The sequence below is a fragment of the Propioniciclava sp. LT432 genome, from assembly GCF_059515965.1.
This window is the reverse complement of record NZ_JCAKNE010000010.1, coordinates 87,503-112,034: the sequence shown is the minus strand read 5'-3', so window position 1 is coordinate 112,034 and position 24,532 is coordinate 87,503. Positions and strand designations below refer to the sequence as shown.

Annotated in this window: 21 protein-coding genes and 1 other RNA gene; 8 read left to right on the top strand and 14 right to left on the bottom strand. The window is 70.4% G+C overall.

Annotation, left to right across the window (positions count from 1 at the left end; all coding sequences use genetic code 11):
• Positions 1-87: 87 nt before the first annotated feature.
• Both AC5YDV_RS07320 and AC5YDV_RS07315 read right to left on the bottom strand, forming a co-directional pair.
• Positions 88-1,950: an ABC transporter family substrate-binding protein gene (locus tag AC5YDV_RS07320; RefSeq protein WP_496182555.1), complete on the bottom strand. Its 1,863-nt coding sequence runs from the start codon at positions 1,948-1,950 to the stop codon at positions 88-90.
• Between the two features lie 211 nt (positions 1,951-2,161).
• On the bottom strand, positions 2,162-2,581 hold the full coding sequence (locus AC5YDV_RS07315) for an RDD family protein (protein WP_131167146.1): 420 nt from the start codon (positions 2,579-2,581) through the stop codon (positions 2,162-2,164).
• Between the two features lie 110 nt (positions 2,582-2,691).
• Between AC5YDV_RS07315 and glnA the strand changes: the two genes are divergently transcribed.
• Positions 2,692-4,122 carry a type I glutamate--ammonia ligase gene (gene glnA / locus AC5YDV_RS07310; protein WP_496182554.1) on the top strand — a complete coding sequence of 477 codons (1,431 nt, stop codon included), beginning with the start codon at positions 2,692-2,694 and terminating at the stop codon, positions 4,120-4,122.
• A gap of 207 nt (positions 4,123-4,329) precedes the next feature.
• Here the strand turns inward: glnA and AC5YDV_RS07305 are convergent, their stop codons facing one another.
• From AC5YDV_RS07305 to AC5YDV_RS07280, 6 genes are all read right to left on the bottom strand, one after another.
• Entirely contained in the window at positions 4,330-4,539 is a 210-nt protein-coding gene (locus AC5YDV_RS07305) for a hypothetical protein (protein ID WP_496182553.1), read from the bottom strand.
• An 84-nt stretch (positions 4,540-4,623) separates the two neighbouring features.
• Positions 4,624-5,469: a sulfurtransferase gene (locus tag AC5YDV_RS07300; protein ID WP_496182552.1), complete on the bottom strand. Its 846-nt coding sequence runs from the start codon at positions 5,467-5,469 to the stop codon at positions 4,624-4,626.
• Positions 5,470-5,500: 31 nt separating this feature from the next.
• Positions 5,501-6,922 carry an alanine/glycine:cation symporter family protein gene (locus AC5YDV_RS07295; RefSeq protein ID WP_496182551.1) on the bottom strand — a complete coding sequence of 474 codons (1,422 nt, stop codon included), beginning with the start codon at positions 6,920-6,922 and terminating at the stop codon, positions 5,501-5,503.
• A 123-nt stretch (positions 6,923-7,045) separates the two neighbouring features.
• A complete protein-coding gene (gene dprE2 / locus AC5YDV_RS07290) occupies positions 7,046-7,807 on the bottom strand; it encodes a decaprenylphospho-beta-D-erythro-pentofuranosid-2-ulose 2-reductase (protein ID WP_496182550.1) in 762 nt (253 codons plus the stop codon).
• Positions 7,804-9,216 carry a decaprenylphosphoryl-beta-D-ribose oxidase gene (gene dprE1, locus AC5YDV_RS07285; RefSeq protein ID WP_496182549.1) on the bottom strand — a complete coding sequence of 471 codons (1,413 nt, stop codon included), beginning with the start codon at positions 9,214-9,216 and terminating at the stop codon, positions 7,804-7,806. The genes dprE2 and dprE1 overlap by 4 nt, the downstream gene beginning before the upstream one ends.
• A 72-nt stretch (positions 9,217-9,288) precedes the next feature.
• Positions 9,289-12,243: a bifunctional [glutamine synthetase] adenylyltransferase/[glutamine synthetase]-adenylyl-L-tyrosine phosphorylase gene (locus AC5YDV_RS07280; RefSeq protein ID WP_496182548.1), complete on the bottom strand. Its 2,955-nt coding sequence runs from the start codon at positions 12,241-12,243 to the stop codon at positions 9,289-9,291.
• A 96-nt stretch (positions 12,244-12,339) separates the two neighbouring features.
• Here AC5YDV_RS07280 and AC5YDV_RS07275 point away from each other — a divergent pair, with 96 nt between their 5' ends.
• From AC5YDV_RS07275 to AC5YDV_RS07255, 5 genes are read left to right on the top strand one after another with little or no spacing between them, the layout of a single operon-like run.
• Positions 12,340-13,548, top strand: coding sequence for an efflux RND transporter periplasmic adaptor subunit (locus AC5YDV_RS07275; protein ID WP_496182547.1), 1,209 nt, complete (start codon positions 12,340-12,342; stop codon positions 13,546-13,548).
• Positions 13,545-14,234 (top strand): ABC transporter ATP-binding protein, encoded by a 690-nt coding sequence (locus tag AC5YDV_RS07270; protein WP_496182546.1) that lies wholly within the window; start codon positions 13,545-13,547, stop codon positions 14,232-14,234. Before AC5YDV_RS07275 ends, AC5YDV_RS07270 begins: the two co-directional genes overlap by 4 nt.
• Positions 14,231-15,448: an ABC transporter permease gene (locus AC5YDV_RS07265; protein ID WP_496182545.1), complete on the top strand. Its 1,218-nt coding sequence runs from the start codon at positions 14,231-14,233 to the stop codon at positions 15,446-15,448. Before AC5YDV_RS07270 ends, AC5YDV_RS07265 begins: the two co-directional genes overlap by 4 nt.
• On the top strand, positions 15,448-17,406 hold the full coding sequence (locus AC5YDV_RS07260; RefSeq protein WP_496182544.1) for a hypothetical protein: 1,959 nt from the start codon (positions 15,448-15,450) through the stop codon (positions 17,404-17,406). Before AC5YDV_RS07265 ends, AC5YDV_RS07260 begins: the two co-directional genes overlap by 1 nt.
• Positions 17,403-17,792 carry a sterol carrier family protein gene (locus AC5YDV_RS07255; protein WP_496182543.1) on the top strand — a complete coding sequence of 130 codons (390 nt, stop codon included), beginning with the start codon at positions 17,403-17,405 and terminating at the stop codon, positions 17,790-17,792. Before AC5YDV_RS07260 ends, AC5YDV_RS07255 begins: the two co-directional genes overlap by 4 nt.
• A gap of 23 nt (positions 17,793-17,815) precedes the next feature.
• Here the strand turns inward: AC5YDV_RS07255 and AC5YDV_RS07250 are convergent, their stop codons facing one another.
• The 3 genes from AC5YDV_RS07250 to AC5YDV_RS07240 form a co-directional block, all read right to left on the bottom strand.
• The gene (locus tag AC5YDV_RS07250) at positions 17,816-18,388 is read right to left on the bottom strand and encodes a GNAT family N-acetyltransferase (RefSeq protein WP_496182542.1); all 573 of its coding nucleotides are present in this window, start codon (positions 18,386-18,388) and stop codon (positions 17,816-17,818) included.
• A gap of 69 nt (positions 18,389-18,457) precedes the next feature.
• Positions 18,458-19,795 (bottom strand): glutamine synthetase family protein, encoded by a 1,338-nt coding sequence (locus AC5YDV_RS07245; RefSeq protein WP_496182541.1) that lies wholly within the window; start codon positions 19,793-19,795, stop codon positions 18,458-18,460.
• A gap of 44 nt (positions 19,796-19,839) precedes the next feature.
• Positions 19,840-20,088, bottom strand: coding sequence for a hypothetical protein (locus AC5YDV_RS07240; protein ID WP_496182540.1), 249 nt, complete (start codon positions 20,086-20,088; stop codon positions 19,840-19,842).
• A 62-nt stretch (positions 20,089-20,150) separates the two neighbouring features.
• On the opposite strand from AC5YDV_RS07240, the gene map reads away from it, so the two are divergent.
• Both map and AC5YDV_RS07230 read left to right on the top strand, forming a co-directional pair.
• Positions 20,151-21,011, top strand: a complete 861-nt coding sequence (gene map / locus AC5YDV_RS07235; RefSeq protein WP_496182539.1) for a type I methionyl aminopeptidase — start codon at positions 20,151-20,153, stop codon at positions 21,009-21,011.
• A complete protein-coding gene (locus tag AC5YDV_RS07230; RefSeq protein WP_496182538.1) occupies positions 21,011-21,856 on the top strand; it encodes an aminodeoxychorismate lyase in 846 nt (281 codons plus the stop codon). Before map ends, AC5YDV_RS07230 begins: the two co-directional genes overlap by 1 nt.
• 45 nt (positions 21,857-21,901) lie before the next feature.
• On the opposite strand, the gene rnpB is transcribed toward AC5YDV_RS07230, so the two are convergent.
• The 3 genes from rnpB to AC5YDV_RS07215 form a co-directional block, all read right to left on the bottom strand.
• An RNA gene (gene rnpB / locus AC5YDV_RS07225) (RNase P RNA component class A) lies at positions 21,902-22,288 on the bottom strand.
• Positions 22,289-22,309: 21 nt separating this feature from the next.
• Positions 22,310-23,740 (bottom strand): RNB domain-containing ribonuclease, encoded by a 1,431-nt coding sequence (locus AC5YDV_RS07220; RefSeq protein ID WP_496182537.1) that lies wholly within the window; start codon positions 23,738-23,740, stop codon positions 22,310-22,312.
• A 4-nt stretch (positions 23,741-23,744) separates the two neighbouring features.
• Positions 23,745-24,488 (bottom strand): zinc ribbon domain-containing protein, encoded by a 744-nt coding sequence (locus AC5YDV_RS07215; protein ID WP_496182536.1) that lies wholly within the window; start codon positions 24,486-24,488, stop codon positions 23,745-23,747.
• Positions 24,489-24,532: the final 44 nt, after the last annotated feature.

Here is a 24,532-nt window from a genome sequence, read left to right as displayed (position 1 = left end):
ACGATATCCGGGCGAACCCGCGTGTGGGGCGCCAGGCCTGCCTGGCGCCCCACAGTGTTGACACTTAGCGGTACGTGACCATGAGGATCAGGCCACTGTCTCCCACTCCCAGAAGCTCCAGAAGAAGGTCGGCGACAGCGGGATGGACGAGACGCCCTTCACCTTGGTCGTGTCGATGCCGGTAATCTCCGGGAACTGGAAGATCGTGATACCGAAGGCCTCGTCGACCAGGATCTTCTCGACCTCCCGGATGATCTCGTTCTGGCGCTCCTTGTCGGTGGTGACGTTCAGCTCGTTGAGGAGCTTGTCGACCTCGGCGTTGGAGAAGCCACCGTAGTTGTTCTGACCGGCGTCACCGGACAGGAAGTTCGGCGGGACCTGCGACACGCCCACCGAGGTGGACTGCCAGCCGAACAGCGACGCATCGTAGACGTCCTTGTTGGACAGGAGCTGGCCCCAGTCCTTGCTGGAGGCGTCGACGACCTTGAAGCCGGCCGCCTCGGCCGTCTCCTTGATGAGCTGGAACTCCTGCTGACGACGCGTGTTGTTCTGGGCGAACAGCAGGCGGACGGTCGGGCTGGGGACGCCCGCCTCGGCCAGGAGCGCCTTGGCCTTGTCGACGTTGGAGCCGCCGCCGTAGGTGGCCTCCATGCCGTTGGCCTCCGCGGTGGCCTCGTACTCAGGCGAGCCGGGGACCACGTTGAAGGTGTTCCGGATCTCGGCCTCAGGGTTCAGCGGCTTGATGATGTTGTCGATGATCCGCTGGCGGGGGATGGTCTGCAGGAAGGCCTGACGCACCTTCTTGGCCTTCTCGGCGTCGCCGCCGTAGCTCGCCGGGTCGAACGGACCGCCGTTGTTGAAGACCAGGTCGACGTGCTCGTAGGTGCCACCGGACTGGGTCAGGACCTCGACGTTCGGCAGGGCCTGGAGCTGCTGCAGGATGTCGGCGGTGGACTGCGGCTGAGTCACGGCGACCTCACCGTTCTGCAGGGCCTGGACCGACGCCTGGGCATCGGGGATGATGCGGACCGTGATCTTGTCGATCTTCGGCGCGCGCATGCCCTTGTAGTTCGGGTTCTTCTCGACGGTGAGGTACTGCTCCTCGACGAGGTCGGTGATGACGTACGGGCCGGAGCCGACGACGAGTTCCTTGTCGGACGGCATCGACTTGAAGTTGAAGTCGTTGTTCCAGACCTTGGCGACCTTGGCCAGGGCGGCACGGTCGTTGTTCTTGAACGCGTCGACGATGGCCTTCTGGCCGGCTGCCGGATCGGCCGACTGCAGCGCGCGCTTGGCGACGACGTGAGCCGGGACGCCGACGGGTTCCATGGCCAGGATCTCCCAGTCAACGAACGGCTCGGAGAACGTGACGGTGAACTCCTTGCCGTCGGCCGAGACCTCGGGGAAGTCCTTGATCAGGGCGTGGCCCGGGGACGCGGCGTTGAAGTAGACCTGGTCGTCGGCGACGCCGGTGACCTCGCCGGTGTTCTCGTCAGTCGTGATGCTGTCGGACTCGACGGTGTTGAAGTTGCCCGACACGGCGCCCCAGAGGAGCACGGCGTCCGCGGCGGTGACGGGCGTGCCGTCGGACCACGTGGCGGTGTCGGCCAGGGTGACCTTGACCTTGAGCGGGCTGTCGGAGACCTTCTCGTACTTGCCGAACGTCTCGTTCTGCGCGATGTTCAGGCCCTCGTCGTAGTACCCGATCGTGTCGTTGGTCAGGTACGTGATGTTCGCGTTCGCGGTGGCGTTGCCGTAGTCGGTGTCGTCGTTGCGGCTGTAGAAGGCCTGGTTCCACGCCACGCTGAGGGCCGTCGGGCCCTTCGCGGCTGCGGTGCCCGTGCTACCGCTGGTGCCCGGCGCGGTCTGCGTCGCCGGCGTGCACGCCGAGAACGCCAACGCGCTCGCCACAGCGATGCCCGCCGTGGCCAGAAGCTTGCGCTTGCTCAATGTTCCTCCATGGGTTCCGGGAGGCTCCTGCGGTAGGGCCCCCGTGCGGACCAGTCTGCCCCCGGGTGTGGGCAGTCGGGCGTCGTGAGTGAACCGTACACAGCCACCTCGATGCGGAGGCAACAGGTGTCGCCGAACAGAGGTTGATTCGTTATCCGACCGTGACAGGAACGACAAAAACCCCAAGTCGCCAAGTGAAAAGTGATCGGTTTCAGCGACGATTGACGACCACGGTGCCCAGCAGCAGGTCGTTGATGCCGCGCCGGTCCGGCCCGATCACGACGGCGGGCACGACGAGGCTCACCATCGCCGCGCGCGCGATCGCGCGCAGGGGGCCGATCGGGGAGCCATCGACCCTTGTCACGCCGATGCGCGAAACGAGTTGCCCGAACGAGCTGCCCGTGAGCGCGGTGAGCACGGACTTCTGCACGAAGTAGGTGGCCAGCACCATCCAGGCCTTCCAGCCGCTCTCGGTGAGGACGCCGCCCCCGAAGGCCCCGATGGCCACGATCATGCTCGCGCCCCAGTCGAGGACGAGCGCGCCCAGCCGACTCGCCCACCGCGCCAGGGAACCCGGCCCGGTGGCGGGCAGGCCCAACGACTGGCCCGGGTAGGTGTCGACGTCGGTCACCCGCGTCACCCTACCGGCGGGCGTAACACCACCGAAACACGGACGACACCGAGCGGTGACGTCACCCGCCTACCGTTCCATCGTCAAGCCCCTACCTATTCGGAGGATCCATGTTCAAAGACGCAGACGAGCTCCTCGCCTACATCGAGGAGAACGACGTCGAGACCGTCGACGTCCGCTTCTGCGACCTGCCCGGCGTGATGCAGCACTTCACCATCCCGGCGAAGTTCCTCACCCAGGACATCATCGAGGAGGGCCTCTCCTTCGACGGCAGCTCGATCCGTGGGTTCCAGAAGATCCACGAGTCCGACATGGCGCTCCTGCCCGATGTCACCTCGGCCTACCTGGACCCCTTCCGCAAGAGCAAGACGCTCAACCTGAACTGGTTCGTCCACGACCCGATCACCCGCGAGCCCTACAGCCGCGACCCCCGCAACATCGCCCGCAAGGCCGAGGAGTACCTCAAGTCGACCGGCATCGGCGACACCGCCTTCTTCGGCCCCGAGGCCGAGTTCTACGTGTTCGACTCCGTCCGCTTCGAGACCAAGTCGAACGCCTCCTACTACTTCATCGAGTCCGAGGCCGGCGCGTGGGCGTCCGGCTCGGAGACGGACCTGGACGGTCGCGCCAACCGCGGCTACAAGGTCAAGTACAAGGGCGGCTACTTCCCGGTGGCCCCGGTCGACCACTTCGGTGACCTGCGCGACGACATGGTCCGCCACCTGCAGGACGTGGGCCTCACGATCGAGCGCGCCCACCATGAGGTCGGCACCGCTGGCCAGGGCGAGATCGCCACGAAGTTCGACACGCTGATGCGCGCGGCCGACAACATTCAGAAGTACAAGTACATCATCAAGAACACCGCGTGGGAGGCCGGCAAGACTGCCACCTTCATGCCGAAGCCGATCTTCGGCGACAACGGCTCGGGCATGCACGTGCACCAGTCGATCTGGGCGGGCGGGGAGCCCCTGTTCGCCGACGAGGCCGGGTACGCGGGCCTGTCGGACATCGCCCGGTGGTACATCGGCGGCATCCTGCACCACGCGCCGTCGCTGCTCGCGTTCACCAACCCGACCGCGAACTCCTACCACCGCCTGGTGCCGGGCTTCGAGGCACCGGTCAACCTGGTCTACAGCCAGCGCAACCGCTCGGCCTGCATCCGCATCCCGCTGACCGGCCCCTCCCCCAAGGCCAAGCGCATGGAGTTCCGCTGCCCCGACCCGTCGGCCAACCCGTACCTCGCGTTCGCCGCGATGCTGCTGGCCGGTCTGGACGGCATCCAGAACAAGATCGAGCCGCCGCAGCCGATCGACAAGGACCTCTACGAGCTCCCGCCCGAGGAGCACGCGGAGATCGCGCAGGTGCCCGGCTCGCTGGGGGAGGCGCTGGACGCCCTCGAGGCCGACCACGACTACCTGCTCGCCGGCGACGTGTTCACCTCCGACCTCATCGAGACCTGGATCGCGATGAAGCGGGAGGACATCGACGCCATCCGGCTGCGTCCGCACCCCCACGAGTTCGAGATGTACTTCGACCTCTGACCTTCCTACCGTAGTCAGGACAGGGTCCAGATCTGCTGACCCACGAGGAGTCCGCACGAGCCGCGAACGCGGTTCGTGCGGACACGTCCATGTCCGGGAACGTGTGGCCGTTGGGACTGCCGCGAGCAGTACGCGTACACCGTCGACAACTCCGTCGTCCACGCCGTGACGCCGGACCCTCGGGCAAAGCAAAGTCCGCGAGACAGATCAGCCCTGGTTGAAGACGGTGGCGCCCTCGTCGTCCCTGACGGATTGTTCGATCCATGACCAAGCAGCGGGAGAGATGGTCCAGATCTGGTCCCGGGAGGGATCGGCCACCCTCAGGACCCCGTGTTCGAGGAGCCGGTAGGACGCCGCGTCGTCGAATTCCGTGGGCATGCTGCTGTTCATGGTGGAGAGCGTGACTCGGAATGCCATGGTCGGAGTCTCGCACGAAGGCTGGAACCAAGGGAACGACCGGTGCGTTCCCAGCCCGTTGCTCTGGGCCGGGACGTCGTCGTTTCAGTGGATGCGGCCTGCGGGGTCGATGGGCGGCTTGCTGCCCGGCTCGTGGCCGGTGGCGATCGGACGCTCGGTGTTCGACCACTGGGACCACGAGCCCGGGTAGAGCTGCGCGCGGCCGAGGCCGGCGTACTCGAGGGCGATGAGGTCGTGGCTGGCCGTGACACCCGAGCCGCAGTAGACGACGACGCCCGTGGCGTCCGTGATCCCGGCCGCCTCGAAGCGCTCGCGCAGGGCCTGCGGGCTCTTGAAGCGCCCGTCGGCGAGGTTGTCGGCAAAGGGAAGGTTGATCGCGCCCGGGATGTGACCCGCGCGCGGGTCGACGGGCTCGGCCTCCCCGCTGTACCGCTCGTGTGCCCGGGCGTCCACCACGATCGGGGCCGACCCCGCGTCGTCGATGGTGGCCAGCGCGTCCGGCGGCCAGGCGCGCGGGGTGAAGACGGCGGGCGCGACCGCCACGGGCCCGGTCTCCAGGTCTCCGCTCCAGTGCGTGATGCCGCCGTCCAGGACGGCGGCGTCCACCCCGAGGATGCGCAGCAGCCAGACCAGGCGCCCCGCCGCTGAACCCCCGGCGTCGTCGTAGGCCACCACGACCGCGTCGTCCCCGATGCCCGCCCCCGCCACGCCGTCGGCGAAGACCTGGGGCTCGGGCAGGGGATGGCGACCCGCCTCGGGCGAGGGTGGGGACGCCAGCACCGCATCCAGGTCCACGAACACGGCGCCCGGCAGGTGTCCCTCGGCGTGGGCGTCGCGACCCGAGCGGCCGTCCAGGTACCAGCGCACGTCGGCGACGACGGCCTCGGGGTGTTCGGACAGGAACGTGGCGGGCACGACCGGTGGAATCATGCCCGCCACTGTAGCCATCACGGGACCGCGCTCAGCGTACGCGCGCGCCCCCGGTCAGGTCTCCGATGCCGTTGAGCGTCGAGACCGACGGTTCGTTCTGCAGCGTCGGGTCGGCGGCCAGGTAGGCCTTGGTCTCGCGGGCGATCAGGCCCGAGCAGATGAGCAGGCCGATCAGGTTCGGGATGGCCATCAGACCGTTCGCGATGTCCGAGAACGTCCAGACGAGGTTCAGCTCGCTGACGGCCCCGACGAACACCACGGCGCTGAACAGCAGACGGTAGGGCAGGACGCCCTTGATGCCCACGAGGCGTTCGACGTTCCGCTCGCCGTAGTAGGCCCAGCCCAGGATCGTCGAGTAAGCGAAGAAGACCACCGAGATCGCGACGATGACGCCACCGCTGGCGCCGGGCAGGCCGATCGAGAAGCCTTCCGCGGTGAGCGCCGCACCCTTCTTGTCTCCCATCCAGGCACCGGTGGACACGATGACCAGCGCCGTCATCGAGACGACGATGATCGTGTCGATGAAGGTCTGGGTCATCGAGACCAGGCCCTGACGCACCGGGTGCTTGGTCTTGGCTGCGGCGGCCACGATGGCGGCCGACCCCATGCCGGACTCGTTGGAGAAGATGCCGCGCGCGATGCCGTACTGGACCGCCTGGGCGACCACCGAGCCCACGAAGCCGCCTGCGGCGGCCGTGCCCGTGAAGGCGTCGCTGAAGATCAGGGCGAACGCGCCCGGAAGGGCCTGCCAGTTGAAGGCGAGCACGACCAGCGCACCCACGACGTAGATGACGATCATGACGGGCACGAAACCGGCGGTCACACGGCCGATGGCCTTGATGCCGCCGAGGAGGACCGCACCGGTCATGACCGAGATGAAGATGGCCGTGACGATCGGGTCGATGGCGAAGGTGTCCTTCAAGGTGTGCGCGACGGTGTTCGCCTGCGTCATGTTGCCGATGCCGAACGACGCGATGACGGCCGCGATCGCGAAGAACAGCGACAGGAACGTGCCGACCCCCCCGCCGATCGCGTGCTTGAGGTAGTACTGCGGACCGCCGGAGACCTCACCCTTGGCGTCCAGCGTGCGGAACCGCACGCCCATGAAGGCCTCGGAGTACTTGGCGGCCATGCCGAAGATCGCCGAGATCCACATCCAGAAGACGGCACCGGGGCCGCCGAGGGTGATGGCGGTGGCCACACCCGCGATGTTTCCGACGCCGACCGTGGCGGCCAACGCGGTGGTCAGGGCCTGGTAGTGGGAGACGTCGCCGTCCTCCTCCATCCCGTCGTGGCGCTCGATGAACGCCAACCGCAGGGCCGGGACCAGTTTCGTGAACTGGATGCCGCCCAGGCGGATGGTCAGCCAGACCCCCGTTCCGAGCAGCAGGGGCAGGAGCACGAACGGCCCCCAGACGATGTCAGCGATGCTGCCAAGGGTCTTCTCGAGCATGGGTACTCCCCTGATGAGGTGGACGGAACGCGGAACATCAGACCATCCCGCCCCCGGGGTCGGCAACTGTTCAGGTCGGCGTTTTCACTTTTCGGGTGGGCCCTTGGCGCGCGACCCCTCGCCTCAGATGGGGAGGCGCTTGAAGATCGGCGTCGGAATGTGTCGCAGGACGAACATCACGGCTTCGAACGCCGGGGGCGTCCAGACCAGCCGCTTGCCGGCGCGCGCGGCGTCCACCACCATGGTCGCGACCTCCTCCGGATTGACCGTGAGAGGGGCCTCCTTCACGTGGGCGGACATGCGCGTGCGGACCTGGCCGGGCCGGACCACGAGGACCCTCACGCCGGAGGGGGCCAGCGCGTCGCCGAGGTTCGTGTAGAACCCGTCGAGGCCGGCCTTGGTGGAGCCGTAGACGAAGTTCGAGCGGCGCACCTTCAGGCCCGCGGCGGAGCTCATCGCGATGATCTGGCCGAAGCCCTGGGCCTTCATCCGCTGCCCCAGCAGGACGCCCACGCTCACCGCGCCGGTGTAGTTCACCTGCGCGGCCAGGACGGCCTTGCGCTGGTCCGTCCACAGCTCCTCGTTGTCGCCGAGGACGCCGAAGGCGACGATCGCCACATCCACGTCACCACCGGCCCACGCGCGGTCGATGAGGCCCGGGTGCGCCTCGAAGTCGGTCGCGTCGAAGTCGAGCACCTCGACAGCCCGGGCACCTTGGTGCGTGAGGGCCGACACCGTGGCGTCCGTGCGGTCGTCACCGGGCTGGACGCCGAGGACGACCCGCGCCGGCGCGTGCTTGAGGTACTCCCCCACGATCGCGAGTCCGATCTCGGAGGTGCCGCCCAGCAGCAGGATGGTCTGGGGGTTGCCGGTGGCGTCGATCACATCAGCTCCAGTCGTCGGGCCATGTCGGAGGCGAAGACCTCCGTGGGGTCGATGGACCGCCGGGTGGCGATCCACTCGTCGATGCGGGGGTACATCGCGTGGAAGGTGGCGGCGTCCGTGCGCGAGTCCTTCGAGGTGTAGAGGCGTCCGCCGAACTCGAGGACCCGGGCGTCCAGGCCTCGCAGGAAGTCGGACAGGCCGTCCTTGATCGGGAAGTCGACGCAGACGTTCCAGCCGGCCATCGGATAGGACAGCGGCGCGCGGTTGCCCTCGCCGAACAACTTGAACACGTTGAGGAACGAGTAGTGCCCCGACGCCTGGATGCTGTGGATGATCTTCTGGAACTCCTCCACGGCGGCCGGGGGCACCACGAACTGGTACTGCAGGAACCCGTGGCTGCCGTAGGCACGGTTCCACTCACCGAACATGTCCAGCGGATGGTAGAAGCCGGTCAGGCTCTGGATCTTGTTGGTGTAGGTGCCCGACTTGGCGTACCAGACCTGGCCGAGCGTGCCAAAGGTGAGCTTGTTGGCCAGCCCGTTGGGGAACACGTCCGGCAAGGTGACGAACGTCTTGCCGCTGAACTCCAGCGGCTTGTCGGCGAGCTTGGGCGCGTACTCCCGCAGCTCCGCGAGCGTGGCGAGCGAGCCGCGGGAGATGGCGGCGCGGCCGAGCTTCGGCGGGGCGGAGATCGCGTCGAACCAGGCACTGGAATAGTCGTAGCGCGCCTCCGAGCCGTCGGAGTGGACCGCGATCGTCTCCTCGAGCGTGTGCGTCACGACCCCGTCGGCGAGGAACCATGCCGTCTCGGTGCGCTCCATCGCCAAGGTGGCGCGCAGGACGATGCCCGTGAGGCCGATGCCGCCGACGGTCGCCCAGAACAGCGACGCGTCCGGATCGTCCGGGCTGCCCTCGGGGGTGAGGGTGAGCACGCGGCCGTCGGCGACCAGCAGGTCCATCGACGTGACGTGGTCACCGAAGCTGCCCGCGGAGTGGTGGTTCTTGCCGTGCACGTCGTTGCCGATCGCCCCGCCGACCGTCACCTGCCGGGTGCCCGGCAGCACCGGGACCCACAGGCCGTACGGCAGCGCGGCCCTCATGAGGGCATCGAGGCTGATGCCGGCCTCGACCGTGACCCTCGCGTTGTCGGGGTCGATCTCCAGGACGCGGTCCAGCGCAGTCATGTCGACGACGAGGCCGCCGCCGTTCTGGGCGACGTCGCCATAGCTCCGGCCCAGCCCGCGGGCCAGGACCCCGCGGCCCCGGTCGGACGCCCGGCGCTCGGCCTCACGTGCCACGGCGGCGGCGATGACATCGACATCGGGGGTGCGGAGCACCTCGGCGGTCGTGGGGGCGGTGCGCCCCCATCCGGTGAGGCGCATGGGTGTCGTGGTCGGAACCTTGCTCACCCCGTCAGCCTAGTGCGACCGCTCCACATGAGTGCCGTCGGGCGCAAGTCCCCTTGTCATGGCAACGGCACGTCAGTGCAACCCCCAGAACACCCGGTCCATCACCTCGCGGGCCAACCGTGCGCGCCGGGACCAGTCGTCGATGAAGAGGGACGCCTCCCCCTTGTCGTAGCCGAGCAGTTCGGCCACCGCCCCGCGTTCGCGGGCATCGGTGGGGATCGCGTCCGAGGCGCGCGCCCGCAACAGCATGGTGGCGTTGCGGATGCGGGTGGCCATCATCCAGGCCTCGCGGAGGGCTTGGGCGTCGGCGCGGGAGAGGAGGCCCCCGTCCACCTCGGCCTGCAGCGCGGCCAACGTGCGGGGCGTCCGGAGCGCGGTGTCCTCGTGGCCGTGCTGGAGTTGCAGGAGCTGGACGGTCCACTCCACGTCCGCCAGGCCGCCGGGCCCCAGCTTCACGTGACGGCGCGGGTCGAGCCCCCGGGGTAGTCGCTCGTTCTCCATGCGGGCCTTGAGCCTGCGGATCTCGTTGACCTGTCGCGGGGAGAGGCCCCCCTCGGGGTACCGGAACGGGGCCAGGAGCGCCAACAGCGCGGACGCCAGCGCGGCGTCTCCCGCGCCGTGGCCCGCTCGGACGAGGGCCTGGGCCTCCCACGTGCTGGACCACTTCTCGTAGTAGGCGGCGTACGAGCCGAGCGTGCGCACCAGGGGCCCGTTCTTGCCCTCGGGCCGCAGGTCGAGGTCGAGCTCGAAGGCGTCCACGCCGGGCTGCCGCATCAGCTCCCGCAGGCGTGTCACGACCTTCGTGGCGAGGCCGACGGCCTCGGCGTCCCCGTCGGCGACCACGACCATCCCGTCGGCGTCCGACGAGTACGAGAGTTCACGGCCACCCCACCGTCCGAGGGCGATGATCGCGAGCTCCGGTGCTCCCGGGACGTCCCGGCGGGCCACGTCGAGGGCGGCATCGATGCTGGCCGACATCACGTCGGACAGCCCGTCGCCGACGGCCACGACGTCCATGCGACCGAGCAGGTCGGCCATGGCGATGCGCAACAGTTCCTTGCGGCGGACCGCCCGGATCGCCTCGATGGCGGCCCGCGGCTCGTCGTAGCGGCCGGCACTCACGGCCATCTCGCGGAGCATGTCCTCCCTGGCGCGGACCAGCCCGTCGCCCTCGGCGAGCAATTGGGTGGTCTGGGGCGCGCGCACCAGGAGGTCGACGGCGAACCGGCTGGCCGAGAGTACGCGGGCGAGGTTCTCCGCCATGGCGCCCTCGTCCCGCAGCGCGCGGAGGTACCAGGACGACGAACCGAGCGCTTCGGACACCTGCCGGAAGGCGAGCAACCCGTTGTCGGGGTTGGGGCCGTCCGCGAACCAGCCGAGCATGGCCGGCAGGAGCTGCCGCTGGATCTCGGCCTTCCGCGACATGCCGGTCGAGAGCGCCTCGATGTGGCGGAGCGCCGCCTTGGTGTCGTTGAAGCCGAGGGCCCGCAGGCGGGTCTCAGCGGCCTCCGAGGTGAGCCGGACGGCCTCGGACGGGATCCGCGCCACCGCCTCCAGCAGCGGGGAGTAGAAGATGCGCTGGTGCAGGCGCTGGACGCGCCGGGTGGACGCCCGCCACGCGTTGGTCAGGGCGTCGGCGTCGGGGAGGCCCACGCTGCGGGCCAGCCGGCGCAGGCTGATCTCGTCCGTCGGCATCAGGTGCGTGCGTCGAAGTTGGTACAGCTGGATCCGGTGCTCCAGCACGCGCTGCAACCGGTAGGCCTCGTCGAGTCCCCGGCCGTCCTCACGACCCACGTACCCGGCCGCGACGAGGGCGTCCAGTGCCTCGAACGTGCCGCGCAGCCGCAGGCGGTCGTCGGAGCGCCCGTGCACGAGTTGGAGCAACTGGACGCTGAACTCGGTGTCCCGCAGTCCGCCGGCACCGAGCTTGATCTCGTGGTCGGCGTCCCGGCCCGGGATGAGCGCGATGACCCGCTTGCGCATGGCGCGCGTCTCGCCGACGAACTTGTCGTCGTCGGCCACCGACCAGACCTTGGGTGCCACGACGTCGACGAACTCCAGCCCCAACGCACGATCCCCGGCCATCGGACGCGCCTTGAGCAGGGCCTGGAACTCCCAGTTCTTCGCCCACTTGTCGTAGTAGGTGCCCATGGACGCCAGCGAGCGGACGAGCTGACCGGCCTTGCCCTCCGGGCGCAGGTTGGCGTCGACCGACCAGATCGTGCCGGCCGCGGTGTGCGCCGAACAGGTGCGCGCGATGCTCGCCGCCAGCTTCGTCGCGATCGCGATGGCCTCGGTGGGCGAGCACCGGGGCTGCCCCGCGGCATCCCGCGCGGGTTCGGCCACGTAGAGGACGTCCACGTCGGAGACGTAGTTGAGCTCCCGCGCCCCACACTTGCCCATGGCCAGCACCGCGAGCCGGACGTCCTGGTGACCCGCCACCTCGGCTCGGGCCAGGGCGAGGGCGGCCTCGATGACGGCGTCGGCGAGGTCGGCGAGCTCGCGCCCGATGTCGGGGACCAGGGCGAAGGGGTCGGGCGCCGTGAGGTCACGGGCCGCGATGCGGAGCACGGCGGTCCGGTACGCCAGGCGCAACGCGTCCGACGTGCCCGGCAGGGCGACGGGGGCCGCAGCGTCGGGTGGCGCTCCCACGGCCACGAGCAGGTCGGCGCGCAGCGCCGCCGCGTCCCGCGGCTGGGGTTCGTCGTGGAGGACGTGCAACGCGTCCGGGTGGACGCCCACGTGGTGGTTGAGCGCGACGGACGCCCCCAGGACGCGGGCGACGCGCCTGACGCGAGCCGGATCAGCCGTGACGGAGCGGAACACGTCGGGCGCGTGCGCGAGCCGTGCGAAGCCGGTCATGGCCAGGTCCGGATCGGCGCTGGCGAGGATCTCGTCCACCAGGAGGCTGATCGTCGCCTCGTCCTGGAAGGCCTCGAGCCAGGACTCGATGACACCCACCGCGTGGCGCGGATCCCCGAACCCGCGTCCGGCCAGTCGGCCGGCAGCGGTCGACATGCGGTCCATGCTCGTCGATGCTAGCGGTCCCGGGGCGCCCACGGGACCGGCTTGTTGGCGTCGCAAGATACGCTGGCGACGTCCCACCACAACAGGAGTGCTTCGATGAACCAGCCGCGTGCACGCAGGCCCTGGTCGCGCCGCCGTGTCGTGCTCGTCGCGGCCGTCGCCCTGCTCGCGATCGCCGTCGTCGCCGCCCTGGTCCTGTGGAACGCGTTCCGGCCGGCGCCCCAGGCCAGTACCGAGGTCGTGCGCGCGACGCGCACCGACGAGACCACGACGGTCTCACTCGCGGGGGTGCTCGCCCCGCAGCAGCAGGCGAACGTGTCGTTCGCGGTTCCCGGGACGGTGCGGACGATCGACGTGAAGGTCGGCGACCGTGTCGCCGTCGGCCAGACGCTGGCCACCGTCGAGGAGCGTGACCTCCGCAACGCGCTCGCGCTCGCCGAGGCCCAGGCGACCGCAGCACGGGCCCAGCTCCAGACGGTGCGCAGCGCCACCCAGGCCACCTCGGCCCAGGTCGCGGCTGCGCGCGCGCAGGTCGAATCGGCGGACGCGGGGGTCGCCCAGGCGCGGGACCGCCTGGCAGACGCCACGCTGGACTCCCCGCTCGCCGGTGTGGTCGCCGCGATCAACATCGAGGTCGGGGACCAGGTCACCGGGTCGGGCACCCTGCCGGCCACGGGGTCCCTGTCCGGGCTGTCGGGGGGCTCGGGGTTGTCCGGCCTGTCGGGGCTCGCCGGCGGCACGACCCAGACCGGTTCGAGCGCGGCGTCCGGCGCCAACATCGTCGTGGTCGTCCCCGATTCCTGGAAGCTCGAGGCCGAGGTCGGCACCGCGGACCTCCCCTCCCTGCAGGCGGGCCAGCCGGCCATCGTCACCCCCACCGGCACCTCCCAACACGTCGCCGCGATCGTCGACACCGTGGGCATCGTGGCCAGCGCGGCGTCCGGGCAGGCGGCCATGTTCCCCGTGACGCTCAAGGTCACCGAGACGTCGGCCACGCTCTTCTCGGGCGCCAACGCGGACGCCGTGGTCACGACCGGGACGGTCGACCAGGTCCTCACGATTCCCGCCGAGGCGATCTGGATCACCAACGGCAAGCCCACGGTCCGGCGTCCGGTCACGTCGGGCGTCGAGGTGGTCGAGGTGACCACGGGGCGGCGCTTCGGAGAACGCATCGAGGTGACCGCCGGGCTGTCCGAGGGCGACGAGGTGGTCGCGCGGCGCAGTGTGGTGGTCACCCCGCCAGCGCGCCCCCGGTTCGGCCCGGGCGGATCGTTCGTGTCCCCGGATCCCACTCCGTCGCCATGAGCGCCCTGCTGCGGATGTCCGGGGTCCGCAAGACGTATGACACGGGCGCGGTCCAGGTCGAGGCCCTCCGGGGCGTCGACCTGACCGTCGACCACGGCGACTTCGTCGCCATCATGGGCCCCTCGGGGTCGGGCAAGTCCACGCTCATGCACATCCTGGGCTGTCTGGACGTGCCCACGCAGGGCGTCTACGAGCTGGACGGCGTCGACGTCAGTCGCATGACCGAGGCCGAACTCGCCGAAGTCCGCAACCGCCGCATCGGGTTCGTGTTCCAGCAGTTCAACCTGCTGGCCTCCATGACCGCCCTCCGCAACGTCGAACTCCCCCTGGTGTACGCCGGGGTCGGGCGCGTCGAGCGCCGCGAGCGCGCGCTGGACGCCCTCGGCCGAGTCGGCCTGGCCGACCGCGTCGACCACCGCCCCGGCGAGCTGTCGGGCGGCCAGCAGCAGCGGGTGTCCGTGGCGCGCGCCCTGGTCACCGATCCTGCGCTGATCCTGGCGGACGAACCGACCGGCAACCTCGACTCGGTGTCCACCCGCGACGTGCTGACCCTGTTCCACGAACTGCACGACGCGGGACGCACCATCGTCCTCATCACCCACGAGGCCGACGTCGCCAGGGAGGCACGCCGCGTCGTCCGCATCACCGACGGCCTGCTGTCGGAGGCGGCGGGGGTGACGTCATGAGCTGGGCGGACACCCTCCGGACCGCGGTCGAGGCGCTGCTCGGTCGGCGCATGCGGTCGCTGCTGACCATGCTCGGCATCCTGATCGGCATCGCGGCGGTGATGTTGACGGTCGGCCTCGGCGAGGGCGCACGACACCAGATCACGGCCGAGATCAACAAGCTCGGCAGCAACCTCCTGATCGTCATGCCCGGGTCGACCACGAGGTCGCAACCCACGAGCGGCGTGATGAGCCTGACCCTCGACGACGCGGCCACCATCGCCGACCCCACGGTCGCCCCCGACGTGGCCGGCGTCGCGCCCGTCATGGGAACGCGCGTCAGCCTCCAGCGCGGCACCGAGAGCAGGACGACTCAGGCCAGCGGGACCACGGTCGACTGGCAGGAGGTCCGGGCGCGCAAGTTGGTGGACGGACGCTTCTTCACCGAGGTGGAGCAGGCCTCGGCCGCGCAGGTGGCCGTCCTGGGGCCCACCACGGCAGGGAACCTCTTCGCCGGCACCGCCGCCGTCGGCCAGGAGGTCGTGATCAGCGGGCAGACCTTCCTGGTCGTCGGGGTGCTGGAGCCGGTCGGCTCGAGTTCGATGACCAATGACGACGACACCGTCATCCTGCCGATCACGACGGTCGCCCAGCGCCTCGTCCCGCCGTCCTCCGCCCGGACCCTCCAGGCCATCTACGTGACGGCGCGCGACGACGCGTCCATCTCGTCGGCGCACCAGCAGATCACCCGGGCCCTGACGGTCAACCACGCCACGACGGCCGCCGACAAGGACTTCTCCATCCTCACCTTCCAGGCCCTGCTCAGCGCCATGGACTCGATGACCGCGGTCCTCACCACGCTGCTGGCCGGACTCGCCGGCATCTCGCTCGTGGTCGGCGGCATCGGCGTCATGAACATCATGCTGGTGTCGGTGACCGAACGCGTCCGTGAGATCGGCCTGCGCAAGGCCCTGGGCGCGACGCCGAAGCTGATCCGGAGGCAGTTCCTGGTGGAGGCCGGCATCCTCGGCCTGCTCGGCGGGGCGCTGGGGGTGGCGCTGGGCGTGCTCGGTGCGGCCATCCTGACCCCGGTGCTGGACCTGCAGGTCACCGTCTCCCTCCCTGCGACGCTGCTCGCGCTGGCGGTGTCGCTGGGGATCGGACTGATCGCCGGTACCTACCCGGCTGCTCGCGCGGCGAACCTGCCCCCGATCGACGCCCTGAGGAGCGAATGATGAAGCGCACGGGTTACCTCCTGGGAGCGGTGGTCGCCGCGCTCGTCATCGGCCTCGTCGCCTGGGCCGCCTGGCCGCGCCCCGCCGATGCCGCGTACGTGACGGCACCGGCGACCCGCGGCACGATCACCCAGACCCTCTCGCTCGTCGGTCCCGTCGAGCGCGACGGCCAGGCCGAGGTGAGCTACCGCAGCGACGGCCTCGTGACCTCGGTGCACGTCCGCCTCGGCGACCGGGTCACCGCCGGTCAGCAACTCGTGACCATCGACCCCGCTCCCCTGCGGTTGGCCGTCCTGCAGGCCCAGGCACAGGTCGCCCAGGCCGAGGCCCAGTTGGACGCCGACCTCGCCGCCCAGGACGCGGGGGCCGGCACCCCGGCCGCCGGACTGCCCGCGACGGGAACGACCGGTGCGGGCCTGCCCGGTGGCGGGCTGCCCACCTCTGGCGCGGGTGGGGGCACGCCGTCCGGCGGCTCGACCGGGACACCTCCCTCAGGCGCTATCGGCGGCCTGGCCGGTGGGTCGACCCCGACCTACCTGACCCGCATGAACACCGCACTGTCCGGCCTGCAGGCGGCCGTGGTGGTCCAGCAACAGCAGTGCACCCCCGTGTTCCAGGCACTCCAGCGGGTCCGGGAGCTGCAGGAGTCGCTGCCCACGGCCCTCCCGACGGCCCTCCCGACCACGCTCCCCACGGCACACCCCACGGTCCTCCCGACCGCACACCCCACGGTCCTCCCGACCGCACACCCCACAGCGCTCCCCTCCTTCCTCCCGACAGCACACCCCACGGCACACCCCACCGTGGCACCGGCCGTCACGCCCACCCCGACAGCCGAGCCGACCCCGGAGCCGTCCGCGACCCCGACGCCCAGCCCGACGCCCTCGGCGTCCGCCGAGCCGACTCCGACCGCAACGCCGACGCCGTCGGGGACGCTGCCGGAGATGTCACGCCAGCTGCGCGAACAGGTCGAACGGCTCATCGGGATGGCCGGCCAGGTCCAGTCGTGCTCGGACGCCATGGTCGGACTCGCGCAGGCCGAGGGTGAGGCCGGGCAGGCGATCGGCGAGGCCGTCCAGGGCTTCGCGATCCAGACCCAGCAGGCCCAGGCCGCCCTGGCCCAGGCCCAGGCCGAGTTGCAGCAGGCCATGGCATCCGCGCAGGCGCAGGCAGAATCCGCGGCGCGGGCGGCCGCGGAACAGGCCATGCGGGAGGCGCAGGCCCAGCTGGCCGCACAGATGGCGGCCTCCTTCGGCGGGACCGTCACCGACGCCACGATCGCCAACGACCGGGCGCGACTGCTGCAGGCGCGCCAGCAGCTCGATGGGGCCCAGGCCGACCTCGCGTCCGCCACCCTGACCAGTCCCGTCTCTGGTGTCATCGGCAGGATCGACTTCGCTGTGGGCGAAGGATCCCGCGGGCGTTCGGCCGTGGTGGTGGGTGAGGGTGCGGCACGCGTCACCGTCCAGGTGCCGCTGTCGGACCGAGCACTGGTGTCCCCCGGCGTCCGCGGCCGCGTCGGGCAGTTGGCGGCCCCGGCCACGCTGGACGGCCAGGTCACCGGCGTGAGCGTGCTGCCGACCGGGTCGGGCGACCCGACGTACGGCACCGAGGTGATCTCCGAGGATCCCGGCCAGACGCTGCGCCCGGGGTCATGGGCGGAGGTCACCCTCACGCTGGCGCAGGCGAGTGACGTCCTGACCGTGCCGGCGTCCGCACTCACGAAGATCACCGACACCACCGCGACGCTGGAGGTGGTGGACGCGGTGCGCGACCAGACCGCACGGACCGTCACGGTCGTCACGGGGCGCACCGGCGGCGGCAAGGTCGAGATCGTCAGTGGCCTCAGCGAGGGGCAGATCGTCGTGCTCGCGGACAGGCGACTGCCGGTCCCCGGCGGCATCGAGCAGTACCAGCAACCGCGGGAGCCGGCTCCCACACCCACACCGGCACGATGAGCCGCCTCCCCGACGCCGCGGTGTTGGCCGCCGCCCGCCGCACGGCCGGCAGGGTGTCGGCCGGTGAGGACGTACCTCGCCCTGACATCGCCGCGGCTGTGCGTGCCAGCCTCGCCTGGCTGGCCCACCTGACGCCCGGCAAGCTCGTCGAGGTGCGCGTCCCGCCGTTCGCCGCGGTGCAGGTCGGAGTGCCGGGACAGTCCTCGGCGCACACGCGGGGGACCCCTCCGAACGTCGTCGAGACGGACGCCGTGACGTGGCTCGCGCTCGCCTCGGGTCGCCTGGCCTGGGGCGAGGCCGTCTCGGACCATCGGGTCTCCGCGAGCGGGATCCATGCCGACCTCTCGCACCAGCTGGGGCTGGTGATCCCGACCCTGGGGCGATGACCCCGTCGGTACGACGGGAAAGGTCAGCGCCGACGGCTCGCCAGGTCGATGACCTGGGCGTCCGGACGGGCGTCCAGCCGGCACAGGATGCCGTCGGCGTTGGCGAACACCACTCCCGGGAGGGAGAAGTCCGTCGTGACCTCCCGGAACCCCAGCTCGGCGTGCAGCGTGCGCGACGCCAGGTTGGAGGCACTGACGACGTAGAAGACGGACGATGCGCGCTCCAGCACCCAGTCCACGCGGGCCTGGGTGAGGAGGCGTCCGATGCCGCGGCGACGGAACTCGGGCTTCACCACGACGCCGCTGAGGTACCAGCCGTCCGGTGCGTTGCGGCCGCCGTCGGCGGTGGGCGTCAGGTGGGCCAGCCACGCGTAGGCGATGACCTGGTCCTCGTGCTCGGCGATCAGGAGCGTCCGGTTGTCGTCGTCGAACAGCCGTGCGTGGATCGCCGCCCAGCTGCCCAGGAGCCCGCCCTCGCGCTGCGCCGCCAGGGCCGCGGTCAGGGCGATGTCGGCACGACACGCCTCCCGGATGCCGACGTTGGGCAGCGGGATGCCGTGCGCATCAGGCTGGTACGGAGCGAAGAGCGTGTTCACGATGAGGACCACCCTGACACACCGGCCGGGGCGAGCCCGTCCCGTCCCAAAGGCCGGTGGACAGGGGGTTCACAGGGCGAGCAGTTGCTTGCTGAGCTCCAACGGCGTGACCTGCCTGCTGTACTCGGCCCACTCGGCCCGCTTGTTGCGCAGGACGAAGTCGAACACGTGCTCCCCGAGCGTCTCGGCGACGAGTTGGCTGGTCTCCATCGCGCGGACGGCGGCCTCCAAGCTGGTCGGGAGCGGCTTGATGCCGAGCGCCTCCCGTTGCCTGTCGGTCAACGACCACACGTCGTCCTCGGCGGGATCGGGCAACTCCATGCCGTTCTCGATGCCGGACAGCCCCGCGCTGAGGATGAGGGCGTAGGCGAGGTAGGGGTTCACCGAACTGTCCAGGGAGCGGATCTCGATGCGCGCCGAACTCGCCTTCGTCGGCTTGAACATGGGGATGCGGACCATCGCGGAGCGGTTGTTCTGGCCCCAGGTGATGTAGGCGGGTGCCTCTCCCCCGGACGCGAGGCGCTTGTAGGAGTTCACCCACGGATTCAGCACCGCGCTGATCTCCGCCGCGTGGTGCAGTAGCCCGGCCACGAACTGGCGGCCCGTCCGCGACAGGTTGTACTCACCCGAGGCGTCATAGAACGCGTTGGTGTCGCCCTCGAAGAGCGACACGTGGCTGTGCATGCCCGAGCCGGGGTGTCCGGACAGCGGCTTGGGCATGAAGGAGGCGAACAGGTCCTGCATGACGGCGACCTCCTTCACCACCACCCGGAAGGTCATGATGTTGTCGGCCATCGTCAGGGCGTCGGCGTACCGGAGGTCGATCTCCTGCTGGCCGGGGCCGCCCTCATGGTGGCTGAACTCGACGGAGATGCCCATCTGCTCCAGCATCGAGATCGCCGTGCGGCGGAAGTCGGATCCCGCGGTGTCGGTCGTGTGGTCGAAGTAGCCGGACGTGTCCACGGGCGTGGGCTCGACCCCGGGCACGATCGGCCGCTTGAACAGGTAGAACTCGATCTCGGGGTGCACGTAGAAGGTGAACCCCATGTCGGCCGCCTTCTTCATGGCGCGCTTCAGGACGCCGCGGGGATCGGCGAAGCTGGGCGAGCCGTCCGGCAGGCCGATGTCGCAGAACAGGCGGGCCGTTCCGCCCGCGGCACCGCGCCACGGCAGCATCTGGAACGTGGACGGGTCCGGGCGGGCCACCATGTCCGACTCGTAGACGCGGGCGAAGCCCTGGATGGCCGACCCGTCGAAGCCGATGCCCTCACGCAGCGCGCCCTCGAGCTCGGCCGGGGCGATCGCCACGGACTTCAGGAACCCGAGCACATCGGTGAACCAGAGCCGGACGAACCGGACATCCCGCTCCTCCATCGCGCGCAGGACGAAATCGGTCTGCTTGTCCATGCACCCATCTTGGTCGACGCGGTGTTACACGCGGGTTACACCTCTCAAGGCTTGAAGGTGTCGAACGCCGAGGTGCCCCAGTCGTCCTCGCTCTCGCCCTCGTCGTCGGCGTCCTCGTCGCGGTAGCGCGGGTCGTTCTCCCACTGCTCGTTGCGGAGCTGGGCATGCTCCAGGGCCTGCTGCGCCTCCTCACGGGAGCGGTACGGGCCGAGGCGGTCCTCCGCCCTGCCACCCTCGTACTGCTCGACCTGACCCGTGACCAGGTTGTAGTACCACTCGGTGTCGTGCGTCATCGCCCGCCTCCTCACTGGGCCCGATCCGCGGCCCTCAGATGCACCCACACTATGATCGGCCCGTGACTCCCATCAAGCCTTACCCGATCTCAGCGCGCCGCCCCGTGCCGGCGTCGATCCCGCGTCCCCACTACGTGGATCGGCCCTCCCCCGAGCGCTACACCGGCTCGCACGTGCAGTCCGCCGAGACCATCGAGCTGATGCGCGAGAGCTCGCGCATCGCCTCGGGTGCGATGTACGCCGCCGCCGCCGCGATCGCTCCGGGCGTCACCACCGACGAGCTGGACGCCGTCGCGCACGAGTACATGCTCGACCACGGCGCCTATCCCAGCACGCTGGGCTACCGCGACTTTCCGAAGGCCTGCTGCACGTCGGTCAACGAGGTCATCTGCCACGGCATCCCGGACGCCCGGCCGCTCGAGGAGGGGGACCTCATCAAGATCGACGTGACGGCCTTCAAGAACGGCGTCCACGGCGACAACTGCGGCACCTTCGGCGTGGGCGAGCTGGACGAGGAGTCCCGCCTCCTCATGGAACGAACGCACGAGGCCATGATGCGGGGCATCCGCGCGATCAAGCCCGGGCGTGAGACCAACGTGATCGGCCGCGTGATCGAGATGTACGCCAAGCGGTTCAACTACGGCGTGGTGCGCGAGTACACGGGCCACGGCGTCCACACCGCCTTCCACTCGGGGCTGGTCATCCTGCACTACGACAACGACGTGTACCGCGACGTGATGGAACCCGGCATGACCTTCACCGTCGAGCCGATGCTGGCCCTCGGCGACCCCAGCTCCCACGTGTGGGACGACAAGTGGACCGTCGTGACCAACGACCGCTCCCGCGTCGCCCAGTGGGAGCACACGGTCGTCGTGACCGAGGACGGTGCCGAGATCCTGACCCTGGCCCCGGACGCCGTCTGATGCGCCACGTGGTCGCGGTCCTGGGTGTCGGCGTCGTCGAGGCGTCCACGGCTGTCGTGCTCGCGGACGACCTCGGCATCAACCGGGGCGACGGCGTGTTCGACGCAGCCCGCGTGGTGTCGGACGCCGCGGGCGTCCGCGTCGAACTGCTGGAGCCGCACCTGGCCCGCTTCGCCCGTTCACACCGGAAGATGGGCATGCCCGAGCCAGACCTGGAGGCCTGGCGGGCCCTGATCGACCAGGCGGTGGCTGCTTGGGACGTCCCCGGCGAGGCGATCCTCAAGCTGATCGCGACCCGTGGCCAGGAGCATGAACCGACCGCGGCCGGGGCGTCCTTCCTGACGCTCACCGCGTCGGACTCCATTCCCTGCCCTCCCCTGCGCGTCATCACCCTGACCACCGGGCGTGCCGCCGACGCCTTCGACGACGCCCCGTGGCTGCTGGGCGGGGTGAGGTCGCTCTCGTACGCCGTGAACGTGGCCGTGGCCCGGGAGGCCAAGCGGCGCGGGGTCGACGACGTGCTGTTCACCTCGTCCGACGGCTACTGCCTGGAGGGCCCCCGCTCGGGGCTGGTCGTGCGCTTCGGGGAGGAGTTCGTGACCACGCCGGTGGCGGGTACGGGCATCCTCGACTCGGTGACGATCGCGGTGGTCGCGGCGGGCCTGCGCGAGCACGGGCTCGGCCTGACCGAGCGGCTCGTCACCCCCGCGGAACTCGTCGCGTCCGACGGCGCCTGGCTGCTGTCGGCCGGCCGGGGTGTGTGCGAGATCGTGGCGCTGAACAACTCCGCGGTCCGCACCGATGAGGACGCCTCGGCCCTGCTGCGGCAGCTCGCGGGCTTCTGACTCACCGCGCGGGCGGCATGGCCCCCGTCGCGACCGGGCTGGATGGGGACGAGCCGGCCTGTAAGCCGGATTCTGTCGTTCCGAGGAACGGGTGATCATCCATCTGTGACGGTTGTCGCCAACCGCCTCCGACACGACCTTCCGACCGTGCCGTGCAACCTACCCGGAGGCCTCGCGCGAGCAACGCTCAAACAGCCTCCGCGGGCCGAAGCCCTTCTTGGTCTTGCTCCGGGTGGGGTTTGCCGTGCCGTCCCTGTCACCAGGGACGCGGTGAGCTCTTACCTCGCCGTTTCACCCTTACCCCTTGCGGGGCGGTCTGTTCTCTGTGGCACTGTCCCGCGGGTCACCCCGGGTGGGCGTTACCCACCACCCTGCTCTGAGGAGTCCGGACTTTCCTCTGCGGTTCCCCGCAGCGATCACCCGGCCGACTCGTCCAAGTGACAAGCGTACCGCTCACGCGAGCCGGAACTCGACCTCGCCGCTGTGGACGTCAGCTTGGACGAGCGTGGCTGAGACCTCGTCACCCAGGGCCGGACGCCCGCCCTCGAGGGGGGCCGCCACGGCGGGGTCCTCGAGTTGGATCTCGCCGTCGTCGTACTTCTCGTTCCACTCCACGACCGTCCCGATGAAGGTCTCCCCCACCCGATCGGCCAGCACGAGGGCCTCGACGAGGTTGAGGATCCCGCGCTCGTACTTGTTCGCCTTCTGCGTCGCCCGTCCCATGGCCTGGGGCAGGGCCTGCAGGTGGCCGCGGACCCACGCCGGCACGTCCTCGCCGGCGCACAACGCCACGCAGGCCTCGCCGACATAGCGGTCGACGAGCCGGCGCAGCGGGGCCGTGGCGTGGGCGTACGCGGTGTTCATGGCACCGTGCAGCGCCTGCTCGGGCACCTCTCCGTCGAACGCGGCGTAGTCGGCGCCACGGAACAGCGCGGTGCACGCGTTGAGCATCGCGAGGTGCCTGGGTTGGGTGGGGTCGAGCGACCGGACGAACTCCGGGTAGCCCATGGACCCCGGCCAGGAGATGTGGAGTCCCTTCGCCACCCGGCGCAGCTTGTCGATGCCGGACTGCTGGGCCGGCGGCAGCGTGCGCAGGATGCCGACCCGGGCATCCAGCATGAGCTTCGCGGCCTGCATGCCCGTGAGCAGTGAGACCTGGGCGTTCCACCCCTCGACGGGCAGCGTCCGGCGGAACTCCAGCTCCCAGGAGCCCGATGCGGTGACGTGCACCTCCTGCTCGGGGATCTGGAGGCTGACACCCCCGCGGGCGATCTCCAGTGCCTCGCGCTTGCGGCCGACCTCGCGGAGCAACTGCAGGCTCTCGGACGCGGTCCCGCCGTCGAGCGCCGCCTGGACACCCTCGTAGGTGAGCTGCTCGCGGCTCCGCACCCGGGCACGCCGCACGGTCGTGGACACGGCCTCGCCGTCGGCGTCCAACCGGTGTTCCCACAACAGGGCCGGCCGCACCTGGTCGGGCAGCAGGGACGCCGCCCCCTCCGACAGGATCGTCGGGTGCAGGGGCGTCCGGCCGTCGGGGGCGTAGAGGGTCACGCCGCGCTCGTGCGCCTCGGCGTCGATGGCCCCACCGGGCGCGACGAAGGCGGCCACGTCGGCGATGGCGTACCAGACGATGTGACCCGTTCCGTCGCGCTGGATGAACAGCGCCTGGTCGAGGTCGGTGGACCCGGGCGGGTCGATGGTCACCAGGGGCAGGTCGGTGCGGTCCAGCTCCGGCAGCCGCACCGCGGACGCCGCAGCTCGGGCCTCGGCCTCGACCTCGGCGGGGAAGCCCCCCGGCACCGCGAGCTCCTGGCGCAGGCGCTGCAGCCCGGCGCGGATCGGCTCGGGGGCGCCGGCACGAGCCGACAGGTGCAGGGCGGGCATGGAGTCAGAGCCCCGAGTCGGCGGTGCGGATGAGGATGCGGTTGCACTCCTCGCAGCGGAGCACCTCGTCCTCGGCGGCTGCACGGTAGTGGTTCATGTCGGACGCGTTGGCCTCCAGCTGGCAGCCACCGCAGCGGCCCTGGCGCAGCAGTGCGGCACCGACGCCGCCGGACTTCTCCGCGACGCGCGCGTAGAGGGACAACAGGTCGGCCGGCACGGCGGCGGCGATCGCGTTGCGTTCGGCCTCGTGCCGGGTGCGCTCGGCGGCGATGGCGGTGAGCTTGACCTCGCGCTCCTTCAGCACCGATCGGAGGGATTCCTCGAGCGTGGTCTTGGCCTCGACGGCGAGGGCAGCGGCCTCGCGGGCAGTCTCCAGCCGCTCCATGGCGTCCAGCTGGATGTCCTCCAGTTCGCCGATGCGCCGCTTCAGGTGCTCGACCTCCTCGAGCAACCCCTGCAGGGCCTTGGGGTCACCCACCGATCCGTCCGAGACGCGCTTCTCGTTGCGTTCCAGTCGCTCGCGGACGGGGACCAGGTCGGACTCAGCCTTGGCCTGCTCCGCCTCGAGGTCGGACACCACGGTCTCGGCGGCGATGACCCGCTCGGCGGCACGGGCGCGGTCAGCCTGGAGTGCACGTGCCTGAGCCGTCTCGGGCAGCGTGTTGCGGCGGTGGTCCAGCTGGGCGATGGCGGTGTCACTGGTCTGCAGGTCGAGCAGCCTGCGCTGCGCCTCGGCGGCAGCCTTCATTCCGGTCCTCCTGAGAGTGGCGTGATTCGCACGATACCGCAGCG

Coding starts and splice junctions, on each gene's coding strand:
- AC5YDV_RS07270 (WP_496182546.1), top strand. CDS start 13,545: ATGAGCGCCCTGCTGCGGATGTCCGGGGTCCGCAAGACGTATGACACG.
- AC5YDV_RS07265 (WP_496182545.1), top strand. CDS start 14,231: ATGAGCTGGGCGGACACCCTCCGGACCGCGGTCGAGGCGCTGCTCGGT.
- AC5YDV_RS07255 (WP_496182543.1), top strand. CDS start 17,403: ATGAGCCGCCTCCCCGACGCCGCGGTGTTGGCCGCCGCCCGCCGCACG.
- AC5YDV_RS07245 (WP_496182541.1), bottom strand. CDS start 19,795: ATGGACAAGCAGACCGATTTCGTCCTGCGCGCGATGGAGGAGCGGGAT.
- AC5YDV_RS07305 (WP_496182553.1), bottom strand. CDS start 4,539: ATGGCATTCCGAGTCACGCTCTCCACCATGAACAGCAGCATGCCCACG.
- AC5YDV_RS07275 (WP_496182547.1), top strand. CDS start 12,340: ATGAACCAGCCGCGTGCACGCAGGCCCTGGTCGCGCCGCCGTGTCGTG.
- AC5YDV_RS07280 (WP_496182548.1), bottom strand. CDS start 12,243: ATGGACCGCATGTCGACCGCTGCCGGCCGACTGGCCGGACGCGGGTTC.
- AC5YDV_RS07295 (WP_496182551.1), bottom strand. CDS start 6,922: ATGCTCGAGAAGACCCTTGGCAGCATCGCTGACATCGTCTGGGGGCCG.
- AC5YDV_RS07215 (WP_496182536.1), bottom strand. CDS start 24,488: ATGAAGGCTGCCGCCGAGGCGCAGCGCAGGCTGCTCGACCTGCAGACC.
- glnA (WP_496182554.1), top strand. CDS start 2,692: ATGTTCAAAGACGCAGACGAGCTCCTCGCCTACATCGAGGAGAACGAC.
- AC5YDV_RS07230 (WP_496182538.1), top strand. CDS start 21,011: ATGCGCCACGTGGTCGCGGTCCTGGGTGTCGGCGTCGTCGAGGCGTCC.
- AC5YDV_RS07260 (WP_496182544.1), top strand. CDS start 15,448: ATGAAGCGCACGGGTTACCTCCTGGGAGCGGTGGTCGCCGCGCTCGTC.
- AC5YDV_RS07220 (WP_496182537.1), bottom strand. CDS start 23,740: ATGCCCGCCCTGCACCTGTCGGCTCGTGCCGGCGCCCCCGAGCCGATC.
- AC5YDV_RS07240 (WP_496182540.1), bottom strand. CDS start 20,088: ATGACGCACGACACCGAGTGGTACTACAACCTGGTCACGGGTCAGGTC.
- AC5YDV_RS07300 (WP_496182552.1), bottom strand. CDS start 5,469: ATGATTCCACCGGTCGTGCCCGCCACGTTCCTGTCCGAACACCCCGAG.